At 66.4% G+C, this 14,180-nt stretch carries 15 protein-coding genes and 1 riboswitch; of the genes, 14 read left to right on the top strand and 1 reads right to left on the bottom strand.

Annotation, left to right across the window (positions count from 1 at the left end):
- Window positions 1–2 precede the first annotated feature (2 nt).
- The 5 genes from hemB (at window position 3) to QQS52_RS03080 (ending at window position 4,872) form a co-directional block, all read left to right on the top strand.
- Window positions 3–989: a porphobilinogen synthase gene (gene hemB, locus QQS52_RS03100; protein WP_472772518.1), complete on the top strand. Its 987-nt coding sequence runs from the start codon at window positions 3–5 to the stop codon at window positions 987–989.
- Between the two features lie 88 nt (window positions 990–1,077).
- Window positions 1,078–1,863 carry a hypothetical protein gene (locus QQS52_RS03095; protein WP_472772517.1) on the top strand — a complete coding sequence of 262 codons (786 nt, stop codon included), beginning with the start codon at window positions 1,078–1,080 and terminating at the stop codon, window positions 1,861–1,863.
- Window positions 1,860–2,318 (top strand): tellurium resistance protein TerC, encoded by a 459-nt coding sequence (locus tag QQS52_RS03090; protein ID WP_472772516.1) that lies wholly within the window; start codon window positions 1,860–1,862, stop codon window positions 2,316–2,318. The genes QQS52_RS03095 and QQS52_RS03090 overlap by 4 nt, the downstream gene beginning before the upstream one ends.
- A gap of 59 nt (window positions 2,319–2,377) precedes the next feature.
- Window positions 2,378–3,436: a uroporphyrinogen decarboxylase gene (gene hemE / locus QQS52_RS03085; protein WP_472772515.1), complete on the top strand. Its 1,059-nt coding sequence runs from the start codon at window positions 2,378–2,380 to the stop codon at window positions 3,434–3,436.
- 8 nt (window positions 3,437–3,444) lie between these two features.
- Window positions 3,445–4,872 carry a protoporphyrinogen oxidase gene (locus QQS52_RS03080; protein ID WP_472772514.1) on the top strand — a complete coding sequence of 476 codons (1,428 nt, stop codon included), beginning with the start codon at window positions 3,445–3,447 and terminating at the stop codon, window positions 4,870–4,872.
- Between the two features lie 8 nt (window positions 4,873–4,880).
- On the opposite strand, the gene QQS52_RS03075 is transcribed toward QQS52_RS03080, so the two are convergent.
- On the bottom strand, window positions 4,881–5,732 hold the full coding sequence (locus tag QQS52_RS03075) for an NAD(P)-dependent oxidoreductase (protein WP_472772513.1): 852 nt from the start codon (window positions 5,730–5,732) through the stop codon (window positions 4,881–4,883).
- Window positions 5,733–6,008: 276 nt separating this feature from the next.
- On the opposite strand from QQS52_RS03075, the gene QQS52_RS03070 reads away from it, so the two are divergent.
- The 9 genes from QQS52_RS03070 (at window position 6,009) to ccsB (ending at window position 14,145) form a co-directional block, all read left to right on the top strand.
- Entirely contained in the window at window positions 6,009–6,146 is a 138-nt protein-coding gene (locus QQS52_RS03070; protein WP_472772512.1) for a hypothetical protein, read from the top strand.
- Window positions 6,147–6,274: 128 nt separating this feature from the next.
- On the top strand, window positions 6,275–6,580 hold the full coding sequence (locus QQS52_RS03065; protein ID WP_472772511.1) for a hypothetical protein: 306 nt from the start codon (window positions 6,275–6,277) through the stop codon (window positions 6,578–6,580).
- A 79-nt stretch (window positions 6,581–6,659) separates the two neighbouring features.
- Window positions 6,660–6,725, top strand: a riboswitch (guanidine-III (ykkC-III) riboswitch).
- A gap of 7 nt (window positions 6,726–6,732) precedes the next feature.
- Entirely contained in the window at window positions 6,733–7,047 is a 315-nt protein-coding gene (locus QQS52_RS03060) for a DMT family transporter (protein WP_472772510.1), read from the top strand.
- A gap of 843 nt (window positions 7,048–7,890) precedes the next feature.
- The gene (gene hemL, locus QQS52_RS03055; protein ID WP_472772509.1) at window positions 7,891–9,216 is read left to right on the top strand and encodes a glutamate-1-semialdehyde 2,1-aminomutase; all 1,326 of its coding nucleotides are present in this window, start codon (window positions 7,891–7,893) and stop codon (window positions 9,214–9,216) included.
- Window positions 9,216–9,824, top strand: a complete 609-nt coding sequence (locus QQS52_RS03050) for a histidine phosphatase family protein (RefSeq protein ID WP_290224551.1) — start codon at window positions 9,216–9,218, stop codon at window positions 9,822–9,824. Before hemL ends, QQS52_RS03050 begins: the two co-directional genes overlap by 1 nt.
- A gap of 109 nt (window positions 9,825–9,933) precedes the next feature.
- The gene (locus QQS52_RS03045) at window positions 9,934–10,542 is read left to right on the top strand and encodes a TlpA disulfide reductase family protein (protein ID WP_472772551.1); all 609 of its coding nucleotides are present in this window, start codon (window positions 9,934–9,936) and stop codon (window positions 10,540–10,542) included.
- Between the two features lie 3 nt (window positions 10,543–10,545).
- A complete protein-coding gene (locus QQS52_RS03040; RefSeq protein ID WP_472772508.1) occupies window positions 10,546–11,364 on the top strand; it encodes a cytochrome c biogenesis CcdA family protein in 819 nt (272 codons plus the stop codon).
- A gap of 64 nt (window positions 11,365–11,428) precedes the next feature.
- Window positions 11,429–13,027, top strand: coding sequence for a cytochrome c biogenesis protein ResB (locus QQS52_RS03035; RefSeq protein WP_472772550.1), 1,599 nt, complete (start codon window positions 11,429–11,431; stop codon window positions 13,025–13,027).
- Between the two features lie 80 nt (window positions 13,028–13,107).
- Window positions 13,108–14,145, top strand: coding sequence for a c-type cytochrome biogenesis protein CcsB (ccsB, locus tag QQS52_RS03030; protein ID WP_472772507.1), 1,038 nt, complete (start codon window positions 13,108–13,110; stop codon window positions 14,143–14,145).
- The last annotated feature ends 35 nt before the right edge of the window (window positions 14,146–14,180 follow it).

Below are 14,180 nucleotides of genomic sequence, written 5' to 3'. Positions count from 1 at the left end.
GCATGACTTACGATTTTTCCCGACGTCCCCGCCGTCTCCGCCAGTCGCCTGCGATGCGCGAGATGGTGGCAGAAACTCACCTGCAGCCGGCGGATTTCATCCTGCCGATGTTCATCGCGGACGGTATTGATAGCCCGCGGGAAATCCCCTCCATGCCAGGGGTCTACCAGCACACCGAGGACTCCCTGCTGAAGGCGGCCCACGAGGCGCTGGATGCCGGCGTCAAGTGCGTCGACCTCTTCGGCGTACCCAAGCCCGAGGACAAGGACGCCACCGGCTCCCAGTCCTGGGACCCGGAAGGCATCTTGAACCGCGGCGTGGCCGCCCTGCGCAAGGAATTCGGCGACGACCTGCTCATCATGGCGGATACCTGCCTGGACGAGTTCACCAGCCACGGCCACTGCGGCGTGCTGGATGATGCGGGCCGCGTGGACAATGACGCGACCATCGAGCTCTACCGCGACATGGCCCGCGCCCAGGCCCGCGCCGGCGCCCACATTGTCAGCCCGTCCGGCATGATGGACGGCCAGATCGGCCAGATCCGCGAGGAGCTCGACGAGGCCGGCCACCAGGACGTGGCGATCATGGCCTACTCCGCCAAGTACGCCTCCGCCTTCTTTGGTCCCTTTCGCGACGCGGTCGGCTCCTCCCTGGAGGGCGACCGCCGCACTTACCAGCAGGACCCGGCCAACTTCCGCGAGTCCCTGCTGGAGGCCGAGCTCGACATCGACGAGGGCGCCGACTTCGTCATGGTCAAGCCCGCCCTGCCGTACTTGGACGTGCTCTCCGCCATCGCGGAGCGCTCGCCCGTGCCGGTGGCGGCCTACCAGGTCTCCGGCGAGTTCGCGATGATTAAGGCCGCCGGCCAGAACGGCTGGCTGGACGAGCACGCCGTGATGATGGAGGCGTTGACCTCCATCAAGCGCGCCGGCGCCGACCAGATCTTCACCTACTACGCCGTCGAGGCCGCCCGCGCCCTGCGCGGCTAAGACCGCAGCGCGGGAGTACTTCCCCGCCGGACATCTCCAGCCCGCCCCGCCCCGCCCCAACCTCTCACCCGAAAGCACAGGTTTTTTAGTGACTGAACCGCACCGCCCGCCCGCTGACCGCCACCGGGGGACCAAGGACCCGGCCGGCCAGCCCCTGACCCCGGGCAAGGCCCACCCGCACCGCTCCGAGGAGCCGGGCGGACGCTTCGAGAAGTTCCTGGCCGCCCGCCCGGAGGCGGTCGGGTTGATGCTTCTGACGTGGAGCGTGGCCGTGGCCGGCGAGGCCGTCCACCAGGTGCTCAACGTGGTGATGTCCGTGGTGAACGTGGACGTCATCAAGGCCAACGCCCGGCAGGCGGCCGGCGACCAGCTCGCACAGCTGGAAGCCCTGGGCGAGGGTGCGGTGACCATGGCGACCTTCCTGGCCGTGGGGATCTCGGCGCTGTTTTCAGTCGCCATCCTCGCCCTGCTGATTAGCCTGCTGGTCATGCTGGCCAAGAACACCAAGCGCTCCGGGCTGGCCCGCCGCATCTGGTTCGCCTTCTCCCTGTATTTCGGCGCGCGCGTGCTACTGGTCTTCCTGGCGCGCCCGACGGCCACCGATGTGCCAGACTGGTTGTATGTAGTGGACGGCTCCGTGCAGATCGTGGTCGGGGTCGCCGCCGTGCTGGGCCTCATCTTCAGCTTGCGTAACGAGACCCTGGACTACACCGGGGAGCTGGAGCAGCTGCGCCACATGGAGCAGGAGCTCAAGGAAGAGCAGGAAAAGCGCCGCGAGAAAGCGGAGCAGAAGCACAAGGAAAAGCAAGAAGAAAAGCAGGCCAAAAAGGACCGGAAGACCAAGCAGCGCGAGAAGGAAAACCAGAGCTCATGACCTACGGGACCGAAGGCTATAGCCCCGGACCATTCGACTACAACCGGGCCTCCCGGAAGGATTCGCGCTGGGACGGCACGGTCTGCCCGCCCTCGCTGCGCTGGGCCTACTGGGTCCTGGTGGCTGCCGCGGTGGTCATGCTCACCTCCGGCCTCGTCGCCTTCTTCGGCGGCCAGCCCGCCGGGATGCCGGCCGGGGACCAGCTGTTTGTGGCCGTGTCCAACGTGGTCGGCGCGCTGGTCATCTCCGTGGCGGCCGCGCAGCTGAGCGGCGGCAACAAGTGGGCCCGCCGGGTGTGCACCACGGTGGCCGCGCTGTGCATCTTCTTCAACGTCGCCGCCCTGGCCCTTGGCGTGGGCGGGATCGCTCTGCTGCTCATCCCCATCCTGCTGGCCGTGGCGATCCTGTTGATGTTCCGCCCGACCGCCAATGACTTTATCCGGGAGCAGAACTAGCTTTCTCCGGACCGGGCGGATTAGCCGTTGGGCGCAAAGATGAACCATAATGGGGGATTATGATGCGCCGTACCCTGACTGATGCCCCCATCCTCGACGCTGCCTGGGGACGCAGCCCTTCGCGACCCCCGGTCTGGTTCATGCGCCAAGCCGGGCGCTCGCTGCCGGAATACCGGAAGGTGCGGGAGGGAATCGACATGCTCGACTCCTGCTTCATGCCGGAACTGCTGGCCGAGATCACCCTGCAGCCGGTCCGCCGCCACGACGTGGACGCAGCCATCCTGTTCTCGGACATCGTGGTCCCGCTCAAGGCCGCGGGCGTGGGCGTGGACATCGTGCCGGGCCGTGGGCCCGTCATGGATCATCCGGTGCGCACACGCGCGGACATCGACAACCTGCCCATCTTGGATCATGACGTGGAGCAGGTGCAACAGGGCATTGCCCATATCCTGGAGGAACTGAGCGACTCGCAGGCGCTCATCGGCTTCGTGGGCGCCCCGTTCACCCTGGCCAGCTACCTCATCGAGGGCGGGCCGTCGAAGAACCACGAGCGCACCAAGGCGCTCATGCACGGCGAGCCGGAGACCTGGCACGCGCTCATGCGCCGGATCGTGCCCACCGTGCAGGCTTTCCTGCACACCCAGGTCGAGGCCGGCATCGACGCTATGCAGCTCTTCGACTCCTGGGCGGGCTACCTCAACGAGGCCGACTACCGGGAATTCGTCCTGCCGTATTCGCAGGAGATTCTCGCCGGCGTGGAGGGGATCATCCCGCGCATCCACTTCGGCGTGGGCACCGGTGAGCTGCTGCCCGCCATGGCCGAGGCCGGCCCGGAGGTCGTCGGCGTGGACTACCGCGTGTCCATGGATGCGGCGGCGGCCCGCGTGCACGCCGCCCACGGAGCGCACTCCCTGCAGGGCAACCTGGACCCGGCACTGCTGTTCGCCGGCGACGACGCCGTGCGCGCGGCCGTTCGCCGCATCCGGGACGAAGTCAAAAACGCGCAAGCGGCCGGGCATGCGACCGGCCATATCTGGAACTTAGGCCACGGGGTGCTCCCCACCACCGAGGCAGACGCCATCACTCGCGCCGTGGCCATCATTCACGAGGAAGGCTAGGAATATTCATGCGCATTGCAATCATCGGCGCCGGGCTGGCAGGGCTGACCGCCGCCTACGAGCTTCGCGGCGAGGACCGCCAGGTCGACGTTTTCGAGGCCGCCGGGCGCATCGGCGGCAAGCTCTACACCGTGCCGTTTAACGACGGGCCCACGGACATGGGCGCGGAGGCGTTCCTGGCGCGGCGGGAGGACGCGGTGGAGTTTTTCCACTCGTTGGGCCTGGCCGACCAGCTGGTCACCCCGTCGGGCAAGCGCTCCCTGGTCTATTCGCAGGGCGAGCTGACCACCCTGCCCGCCCCCAGCGTGATGGGCATCCCGGGCAACTCGGAGGTCGTCGCGCACCTGGTCTCGGAGGAGACCTGCCGCAACATCGACAACGAGGAGCCCTTCGAGTGGGAAATCGGCGGCGATGTCTCCGTGGGCCAGCTGGTGGCCCAGCAGTTCGGCCAGGACCTGGTCGACCGGGTCGTCTCCGCCCTGCTGGGCGGGGTCTACTCCTGCGCGGCCGAGGACCTCGGCCTGCGCGCGACCATCCCGAAGCTGGCTGCCGTGCTGGACGACCAAGCCGCCGCCGGCAAGGTCACGCTGACCGGCGCGGTCGCCGAATACTTCCAGCGCATGAAGGCCCAGGCGGAGAAGAGCCAGCCCGCCGGGGCGGACAAGGACGCTAAGCCGAAGGCGGTCTTCAACACCTTCCGCGGCGGCTACGCGCAGGTCTACGACACGCTGGCGGAAAAGTCCGGCGCGGATATCTACGTCGATAGCTTCATCAGCGCCGTGGAGAAGAAAGACGACGGTTTTTGGCTCACCGGCGGCGGTCAGCCGGCGCAGAATCCCTACGACCGCGTGGTTATCGCCACCCCGGCGCCGACCACGGCCCGCCTGCTTGCCAAGGTCGCCCCGGCCGCGTCCGAGGCCCTAAGCCCTGTCAAGCTGGCGAGCTCCGTCGTGGTGGGCCTGAAGTTCGACTCCATCACCGACCCGGAGGGTAACTCGCTGCCGGACAACTCCGGCATCCTGGTCGCCGCCGACCAGCCGGGCGTGCACGCCAAGGCGTTCACGCTGTCTTCTAAAAAGTGGCCGCACCTGGCCGAGCGCCTTAACGGCGGGGCCCTGGTGCGCGCCAGCTTCGCCCGCTTCGGCGACGACTCCTTGGTCCGTGCTGAGGAAGACCAGCTGGTGGACTACGCCCTCGACGACTTGCAATCGATCACGGGCTTCGACGGGCGCGCGGCCGGCGTGGGGGAGATCTTCACCCAGCGCTGGTTCGGCGGCCTGCCGCGCTTCGATGCCACCCACCTGGCCACCGTGGAGGCCGTGCGCGAGCAGCTCGCCGGCGTCGCGGGCCTGGAGGTCACCGGCGCCTGGGCCGGCGGCGTAGGCGTGCCGGCCGTTATCGCGGATGCCCGCGCGGCCGCCGCCAGCTTGGCCTAAGCACCGATTTAGTTCACGTCGCGGAAGACGAAAATCGAGGAGAAATCCTTGTTGCCGTGGCCCATGGCCTGCTGCTCCTCGAAGTTGGCGATGGCCGCGGCGACCGCCGGCAGCGGCTTGTTGGAGGTCTGCTCCATCAGCTTGGCGTCCTTGCACAGGGCGTCAACGGTAAAGTCGCCCGGCTCCGGGTTGCGCTCGCCGAGGATGAACGGGGCCTTCATGTTCTTCATGAACGCCAGGCCCGTGATGTCGAGCATCTCCAGAATCACCTCGGGGTTCAGCCCCTCGGACTCGCCCAGGTGCAGGGCCTCGAGCACGCCTTCGGCGGTCACGGCCAGCGCCAGGTTAGCCAGCAGCTTGCCGACCGCGGCGATGGGGGCGGACTCCACGCCGATGAGCTTGTTCTCGCCGGCCCACGGGGTGACCAGGTCCATGACCAGCTCGCGGCGCTCGTCATCCGGGGTGCCCACGTACACGCCCAGCGTGCCCTCGCGGGCCGGGCCCAGGGTGCCCACCACCGGCGCGGCGACGTAGGTCTCCACCGCCGCGGCGAATTCCCGCGCGGCGTCCGGGGAGACCGTCGTGGTATCCACCCAGGTGATCCCCTCCGGGATGAGGTCAGCCTCCACGACGACCTCGCGAATATTGTCCGGCCCGAACAGGGAAGTGAAGACAACCTCCGCGTCAGCCACAGCCTCTTCCGGGCTGCCGGCCAGCTGCGCGCCCTCATCAACGAGCGGCTGCGCCTTCTCAGCAGTGCGGTTCCACACCGTGACCTCGTGGTCCTTCAGCAGGTGGCGGGCCAGCTCCGAGCCCATACGTCCAGTTCCTAGAAATGCAATCTTCATGCCCTCCAGCATGCCAGTTTTAGCGCGCGAGCGTGGGACACCGCTGATTGCTGCGCGCGCATTCCAACATCCAACACTCGAAGGCCAACACTCAGCGGACGGAACCACCGGTGGGAGGGAGATGTGGAAGTCTCTGCGGGAAAAGTATCCGTAGGGTTGCCTACCCTCTAAAAGTAGGTTACTTTGTTCACATTGGATGAATTTAATAGGGATTTCCCCTAGTAATCCGTCCGATAGTTGCCCTTGTCAATCCACTTTGAAAACGGCGTGCCGGAGGGAAAGAATTAGATGACTTTGGGACTTATCCAGATGCTGATCATTTCAGCTTTCGCGCTTATCGCGATAGCCCTGCTTGCGTTCCTCATCGTGTTGGGGGTCAAAGTGCTAAAGGCCCTGAACGTCGTCATCGAGCGCGGTTCTGACTAAAGGCGCACCCTAAACTCGTTGTGAGAGGGCTAAGCAGTAGCGAAGTTCCAGCGACGTTTCCTGAGCAATGGCGAAGTTTGCTTCATAGGTGGGCATCCTAAGAGAGCGTTCCGGTAGAGGAGAAGGCCTTGAAAGCGCAGAGTAGTAAACCTTCAGATTCGGCGATGTTGCGTTCTCCCCGGCTTATCGGCTGGGGGCTGGTCGTGGTTGCTTTTGTTGTTGGGTACCTGATGTGGATAGTCGGCCGGACATGGTGGTGGCCGTCAGTGATCGTCGGCGGCATTGTTTTGCTGGCCATCTGCGCGGTTGATTGTTACTTGGCGTTTAAAACCAAGAAATACGACTTGTACGCGGCGGCACTACTGGCCGTTCTGGCACCGGCAGTTGTCATCAGTATCTCGTTTGGATTCTTTTTCTCCGGTCCGCCAAGCTAGGAACTGAAGCTCGGACTGGAATTAGAAGTTGGATTAGAAGCCGGTAGGCCTATGCGCAGCAGTTGTGCTAGGACTGGGTGGAGGCTCGCTCCCTGCGGGCCCCGGACGAGGGAGCCGTACCCGGGAAGGCGACAAGACGGCCAGAAAGAATCATGGCGTGGTTAATCCTTGTTGTCTCCGGTGCTTTTGAAGCGGTGTGGGCGGTGGCGCTCGACCGCTCGGAGGGGTTTAGCAAACTGGTGCCCACCCTGGTCTTCTTTGTCGCCTGCGCCATTTCCATGGGCGGGCTGGCCTGGGCCTTAAAAACTCTGCCGGTGGGCACCGGCTACGCGGTCTGGGTAGGCGTGGGCGCCGGGCTGACCGTGGTGTATTCCCTCATGACGGAGCAAGAGCCCTTCTCCGTGCTGAAACTGCTGTTCCTGGCGATGGTTGTCGGCGGCATCATCGGGCTGAAGGCCATCAGCTAGCGGCTGCCTAGAGTCCCAGGGAACGTTTGACGTCGCGTTCTACCTGCCCCGGCGAAGGGACGTCGGGAGCGGGGATATCGGGAGCCGGGATATCGGGGGAGGGGAGATTCGGTTCCGGGAGATCGGGCACGCGTGGCTTCGGGAGCTCGGGGGCGCGGAGTTTTTCCGGCGGGATGTTGGGGATTTTGGGCAGGCCCGGCTCGGAGAAGCTGATCCCGGGCCGCGGTGCTGGCCGGGGCGGTGCGCCGGCCGGTCCGCCGGGCCCGCGCGGGTTACGTGAGTGCGGCGCGGCGGGGTTGCCCGGGCGCTGCTTAGTGGAGGAGTCGTCGGGGCGCTCGGCCTCTGTGGGGCCGGTGGGGGTCTCGGCATCGTCGGCCGCGGCGGCATCGTCAGCGCCGGGAGCTGCGGCGCGCGCACCGGGGAGACCTCCCCGTCCAGGGTGGTCGCGTCGGGCGCGGTGGAACTCGCGCCGCTGAGCGCGGAGTCGGAGCCTGGCGACCAGGGGCGCGGGCCGGAGTCCGGCTCCGGTGCGGGGCGGGCTTCCTCCGGCGCGGGTTCGGTGGTCTGGCAGGCGGAAAGGCAAAGGGTAGCGGCAATGGCAAAGGCGGCTGTGTGAAAGCGCGGCGGCATGAAAGATTCCCCCGAATGTTTCTCGATAGCGTCGTGTGCGTAGTCGGTGATTCAGCGCGTTGGCTGAGCGTGCTGTGTGCGTGTGTTTTCCCCGAGCAGGTGGCCGGTCCGGGTCACCTAGTTCGCTCCAGCCGCCACCCTAGCGCAGGGCGGCGGAGCACGCAGGGCGGGTGCGGGCGGCTACAACTTTTGTATAGCGCGAAAACCCGTAGAATGTGGGCTATGCCTACTTTTAGCGCCATGACAACGTCCAAGTCCGCCGAGCTTTTCGCACGAGCGGAGAAAGTGATCCCCGGCGGGGTGGATTCCCCGGTTCGGGCGTACGGTTCCGTCGGCGGGCAGGCCCGCGCTATTGCGCAGGGCAAGGGCTCGCAGCTGTGGGACGTGGACGGCAACACCTACGTGGACCTGGTCAGCTCCTACGGGCCGATGACCCACGGCAACGCGCACCCGAAGATCGTAGAAGCCGTGCAGTACGCGGTGGAAAAGGGCCTGAGCTTCGGCGCGACCGCTGAGGCCGAGGTGCAGCTGGCCGAGACCATCGTGGGCCGCACCGCCGTCGACAAGGTGCGCCTGGTCAACTCCGGCACGGAGGCCACCATGTCCGCGGTGCGCCTGGCCCGCGGTTTCACCGGCCGCCCGAAGGTCTTAAAGTTCGAGGGCTGCTACCACGGCCACGTGGACGCCCTGCTGGCCGCGGCCGGCTCCGGCGTGGCGACGCTGGGGCTGCCCGATAGCCCGGGCGTGACCGGCGCGCAGGCCCAGGACACCATCGTCGTGCCCTACAACGACCTGGAGGCCGTTCGTTCGGCCTTTGCCGAGAACCCCGGCCAGATCGCCTGCATCATCGCCGAGGCCGCGGCCGGCAACATGGGCACCGTCGCCCCGGACGAGGGCTACAACGCCGCGCTCAAGGAGATCGCGCACGCCGACGGCGCGCTGCTCATCCTGGACGAGGTCATGACGGGCTTCCGCACCTCCCACCAGGGCTGGTACGGCGTCGACCACGTCGCCGGTGACCTGGTGACCTTCGGCAAGGTGGTCTCCGGCGGGCTGCCCGCTGCAGCCTTTGGCGGCCGCGCCGACGTGATGGACTACCTCGCCCCGGTCGGGCCGGTTTACCAGGCCGGCACGCTGTCCGGTAACCCGGTGGCCATGGCCGCGGGCCTGGCCTCGCTGGAGCTGGCGGACGAGGAGCTCTACCCGCGCCTGCAGCAGCAGGCCGACCGCCTGGAAAAGCTCATCCACCGCGCCCTGGAGCGCGAGGGCGTGGCCCACCACGTCCAGCGCGCCGAGTCGATGCTCTCCATTCGCTTCGCCGAGGGCGAGGGCCGCAACTTCGCCGACATGCAGGCGGCCGAGACCTGGCGTTTCACCCCCTTCTTCCACGCCCTGCTGGAAGGCGGCGTCATGGTTCCGCCGAGCGCTTTCGAGACCTGGTTTGTATCTGACGCGCTTAGCGACAATGATTTCGAGAGGATTGAAAACGCACTTGCCACGGCAGCGAAGGCCGCTGCCGCCGCAACAAAGGAGAACTAGTGACTGCCACCATCGTCCACCTGGTCCGCCACGGCGAGGTCTACAACCCGGGCAAGATCCTCTACGGCCGAATCCCGGGCTACCACCTGTCGTCCCGCGGGCACTCCATGGCGGCGCGCACGGCCGAGGTCTTCCGCGGCCACGACGTGACCTACCTGGCGGCCTCGCCGCTGCAGCGCACCCAGGAAACCGCCCAGCCCATCTCCAAGGTCACCGGCCTGGACGTGGAGCTGGACAAGACCATCATCGAGTCGGGCAACCGCTTCGAGGGCCTGCGGACCAAGGGCCTGCGCTCCCAGCTGTGGAACCCGCGCCGCTGGCCGCTGATGCGCAACCCGCTCGAGCCGTCCTGGGGCGAGCCTTTCACCCAGATCGCGGACCGGATGATGAACGCGGTCGAGCGCGCCCGCGACAAGGCCGCCGGCCACGAGGCGGTGCTGGTCTCTCACCAGCTGCCCATCGTGATGGTCCAGCGCACCGTGCTGGGCCTGCGCCTGCCGCACGCCCCGTGGGCGCGGGAGTGCGATCTGGCGTCCGTGACCTCCCTGGTCTTCCAGGACGATGAGATCACTGATATCTATTACTCGTCCCCGGCCCACCAGATCTAGCCTTCCGGCTTAGCCTCTGGGGTGGCCTTCTGGTCTCGCTTTCTGTTCTTTCGCCGCCCAGTTATTAATTCAACGGTCTATTTTCCTGGCCTAGATTTTTCAGGTGTATATGTCTTCCAAGCTTGTTGCCGCCGCTGCCGCGCTGACCGCGGCGGCGCTGACCCTGTCCGCCTGCCAGCAGTCGGAGGAAAACTCCAAGAACGCCGTCGCCACGGGGGAGACCTTCGAGTTCATCACCCCGGGCGGGCAGACGGAGATCCGCTACGCGCCCGAGGAGCGCAAGCCGCTGCAGGAGTTCAGCGGCGAGGACCTGATGAACGAGGGGGAGACCATCTCCCTGTCGGACTTCGACGACCAGATCGTGGTGCTTAACTCCTGGGGCCAGTGGTGCGCGCCGTGCCGCTCCGAGTCGGACGACCTGCAGCGGGTGCACGAAAAGCTCCAGGAAGACGAGGCCGGCACCGTCTTCGGCATCAACGTGCGCGACTACAACCCGCAGATTTCGCGCGACTTCAAAGAAGACAACGGCCTAGAGTACCCGTCCATCTATGACCCGCCGTTCAAGACGGCGGCGGCGCTGGGTGGCGTGCCCACCGCGGTCGTGCCCACCACAATCGTGCTGGACAAGCAGCACCGCCCGGCCGCCGTCTTCCTGCGCGAGATCACGGACCAAGACCTGCTGGAGGTCGTCGAGGAACTAGAGCAGGAGTCCGCCTAGCGTATGGACGCACAGCTAATCGTGGCCCAGTCGGGGCTGGGGCAGACCTTCGCGGACACCGCCGCGGCCGGGCCCATCCTGTTAGGGATCATCGCCGCGGCCGCCGCCGGCCTGGTCTCCTTTGCCTCCCCGTGCGTGGTCCCGCTGGTGCCCGGGTATATCTCCTACCTGGCCAGCGTGGTCGGCGGGGAGGTCACCTATGACGCGGAGTACGGCGCCCGCGTGGGCAAGCGCCGCCAGTGGGCGGTGGTCGGCGCGGCGCTGCTGTTTATCCTTGGCTTCACCGTGGTCTTCGTGCTGGCGACGGTCTCCGTCTTCGGCGCGATCTCCGTGCTGACCTTAAACGCTGACACCCTCATGCGGATTGGCGGCGTGGTCACCATCCTCATGGGCGTGGTCTTTATGGGCCTGGTGCCCGCGCTGCAAAAAGACACCCGCCTGTCGCCCAAGCGCTGGACCACCTGGCTGGGCGCGCCGCTTTTGGGCGGAGTCTTCGCCCTGGGCTGGACCCCGTGCCTGGGCCCGACCCTGGCCGCCATCATCTCCGTGTCCGCGGGCACCGAGGGGATGACGGCTCTGCGCGGCACCATCCTCATCATCGGCTACTGCCTCGGCCTGGGCCTGCCCTTCCTGCTCGTGGCGCTGGGCTCGGCCCGGGCCATGCGCACGATTTCCTGGCTGGGCAAGCACTCGCGTACCGTGCAGGTAATCGGTGGCGTGGCCATGATCCTGGTGGGCCTGGCACTGCTGACGGGCCTCTGGGGAGAATTCATCAACTGGATCCGGCAGTGGACCGTGGAATACGGCGCGACCCTCATTTAGTTAAGGAGCATTCGTGAAACAGATCGGCACCTGGCTCAAGCGGGGCTGGAACTGGCTGACCAGTATGCGCACCGCCTTGGCGCTGCTGTTTTTGCTGGCGGTCGCCGCGATCCCCGGTTCCCTGCTGCCGCAGCGCGACCTCAACGAGGCCAACGTCAACGAGTTCATCGAGACCAACGGCGCTATCGCCGAGATCTACGACAAGCTGCAGCTCTTCGATGTCTTCTCCTCCACGTGGTTCATCGCCATCTTCGTGCTGCTGACCATCTCGCTCATCGGCTGCATCCTGCCGCGCTCGTGGGATCACTACAAGGCGTGGAAGGCCCAGCCGACCCGCCCGCCCAAGTTCCTGACCCGCATGCCGCTGCACGCCGAGGGCACCTCGGAGCGCGGCATCGAGGATCTCAGCGAGAAGACCCAGGCGATGTTCAAGCGCTGGCGCGTGGCCCGCTACGAGCCGGGCGAGGATCGCGCCGGGGCGCTGTCCTTTTCGGCCGAGCGCGGCTACTCCCGCGAGCTGGCCAACCTGATTTTCCACGTCGCGCTCGTGGCCATGCTGGTCACCATCGCCGTGGGCCGCATGGTCTACTACGAGGGCCAGGTCATCGTGGTCACCGAGTCCGGCAAGCACGTTTCTGCCTCCGATGCCGAGCAGTCCACCGAGTTCTGCAACACCTCGACGTCGAACTACGACTCCTTCCGCGCCGGCCCGCTCTTCGACGGCACGGGCCTGCACCCCTTCTGCCTGGTCGCACACGATTTCACCGCGGACTACCTGCCGAACGGGCAGGCGGAGATGTTTACCTCCAACGTCTCCTACGCCGAGGGCGAGGACATCTACGCCAGCGAAGAGGCCTGGGACGACTACGAGCTCAAGGTCAACCACCCGCTGCGCCTGGCCAATAACCGCGTCTACCTGCAGGGCCACGGCTTCGCGCCCACCGTGACGGTGGAGTGGCCGGACGGGGAAAAGCGCACGCAGACCATGCAGTTCCGCCCGGACGATCTGACCAACTTCCTGTCCTCGGGCGCCATGCGCTTCGACCCGCCGGCCGGCATGTACCCGGACCTCTACGAGCGCCGCCAGAACCAGCTGGCCATCCAGGGCCTGTTCGCGCCGACGGCCAGCTGGTCCGGGGAGAACGGCGAGCTGCTGTCCTCGTCCTTCCCGTCCATGATGGACCCGGCGCTGGCCATCGACATCTACCGCGGCGACGCGGGCCTGGACACCGGCACGGCGCAGTCCATCTTCTCCCTGGACTCGACGCTGATGCACTCGGGCGCGCTGCAGAAGCTGGAGCGCGTCAACCTGGGGATGGGCGAGTCGGTCACGCTCGACGACGGCACCAAGGTCACCTTCGACGGCGCCAACGAGTTCGCCAACTACCAGGTCTCCTACGACCCGATGCAGTTCTGGGTGCTCGTCTCCGCACTGGTCATGCTGGCCTCCCTGGTCGGCTCGCTGGTCATCAAGCGCCGCCGCGTGTGGGTGCGCCTGCGCCCGAACGCCGACGGCACCACCGCTATTGAGATGGCGGGCCTGTCGCGCACGGACCGGGCCGGCTGGTCGGAAGAGTTCCACGTGCTCTACCGTGAGCTGCTGGAGCTGCCCGATCCGGAGGAGACGGAAGAGGACGAGCTCTTCGATTACGAAGACAAATAATCCTGTCCATCTAAAGTTGGATTCCCGTGCTGGCCAGGGGTAGTCTAATCTGCGAACGCAATCTGTCAGAGTAGGTGTGTATGCCGGTCGATCAGAACCTGTCGAACTTTTCGGACATCGCGGTACAGACCGCGTTTGTCATCTATATCGTCGCTCTTTTCATGTCCCTGATGTACTACGGGCGCATGAAGAGCCTCTTGGAGACCCGCCGCGCGGCCCAGGAAGAAAAGGCGAAGGGCCGCAAGGAAAACAAGGAGCTCGCCGCGGTAGGCGCCGGGTCTAGTGACGCCGCCGCGACCCCCGTCGGGGCGTCGGGCGCCGAGCCCGCCCCGACCGCGGACGAGGTCGCGCACCGTGAGCGCCGCGCCGACAAGATTGGCAACATGACCCAGTCGCTCATCTGGGTGGCCGTGGTCCTGCACCTGGTGGCGATTGTCCTGCGCGGCCTGGCCACCGGCCGTTTCCCGTTCGGCAACCTCTACGAGTACGTCCTGATGGTCACCGCCGGCACCATGGTGGTCGCCGCTATATACCTGCAGCGCAAGCAGTGGCGCCCGCTGTGGCCGTGGCTGCTGACCCCGATGTTGGCCCTGCTGTTCTACGGCTCCACCAAGCTCTACGCGGAGTCCGCCCCGGTCGTCCCGGCGCTGCAGTCGCACTGGCTGCCCATCCACGTCACCACGGTCTCCGTGGGCGCGTCCATCGGTATTGTTTCCGGCATCGCCTCGATTTTGTACCTGCTGCGCCGCGCGCAGCCCAAGGGCCAGGAGCATGGCTTCCTGGGCACCATCACGATGATTCTGCCCTCGGCGAAGAAGCTGGACCAGCTGGCCTACCGCCTGGCGGTCATCACCCTGCCCACCCTGGGCCTAGGCATTGTCCTGGGCGCTATCTGGGCGGAGTCCGCCTGGGGCCGTTTCTGGGGCTGGGACCCGAAGGAGACCGTCTCCTTTGCCACCTGGATCCTCTACGCGGCCTACCTGCACATGCGCGCGACCCCCTCGGCCCGCAAGTACGCCCCCTGGGTCAACATCCTGGCGCTGGCCACCATGATCTTCAACCTGTTTTTCATTAACATGGTGGTTTCCGGCCTGCACTCCTACGCGGGCCTGAACTAGCCGCGAGCTTCCCACCAGCTCACTCCCTCTAGCTC

The sequence above is a fragment of the Corynebacterium sp. 1103A genome, assembly GCF_055700955.1.
This window is presented reverse-complemented; position numbering and strand designations above follow the sequence as displayed.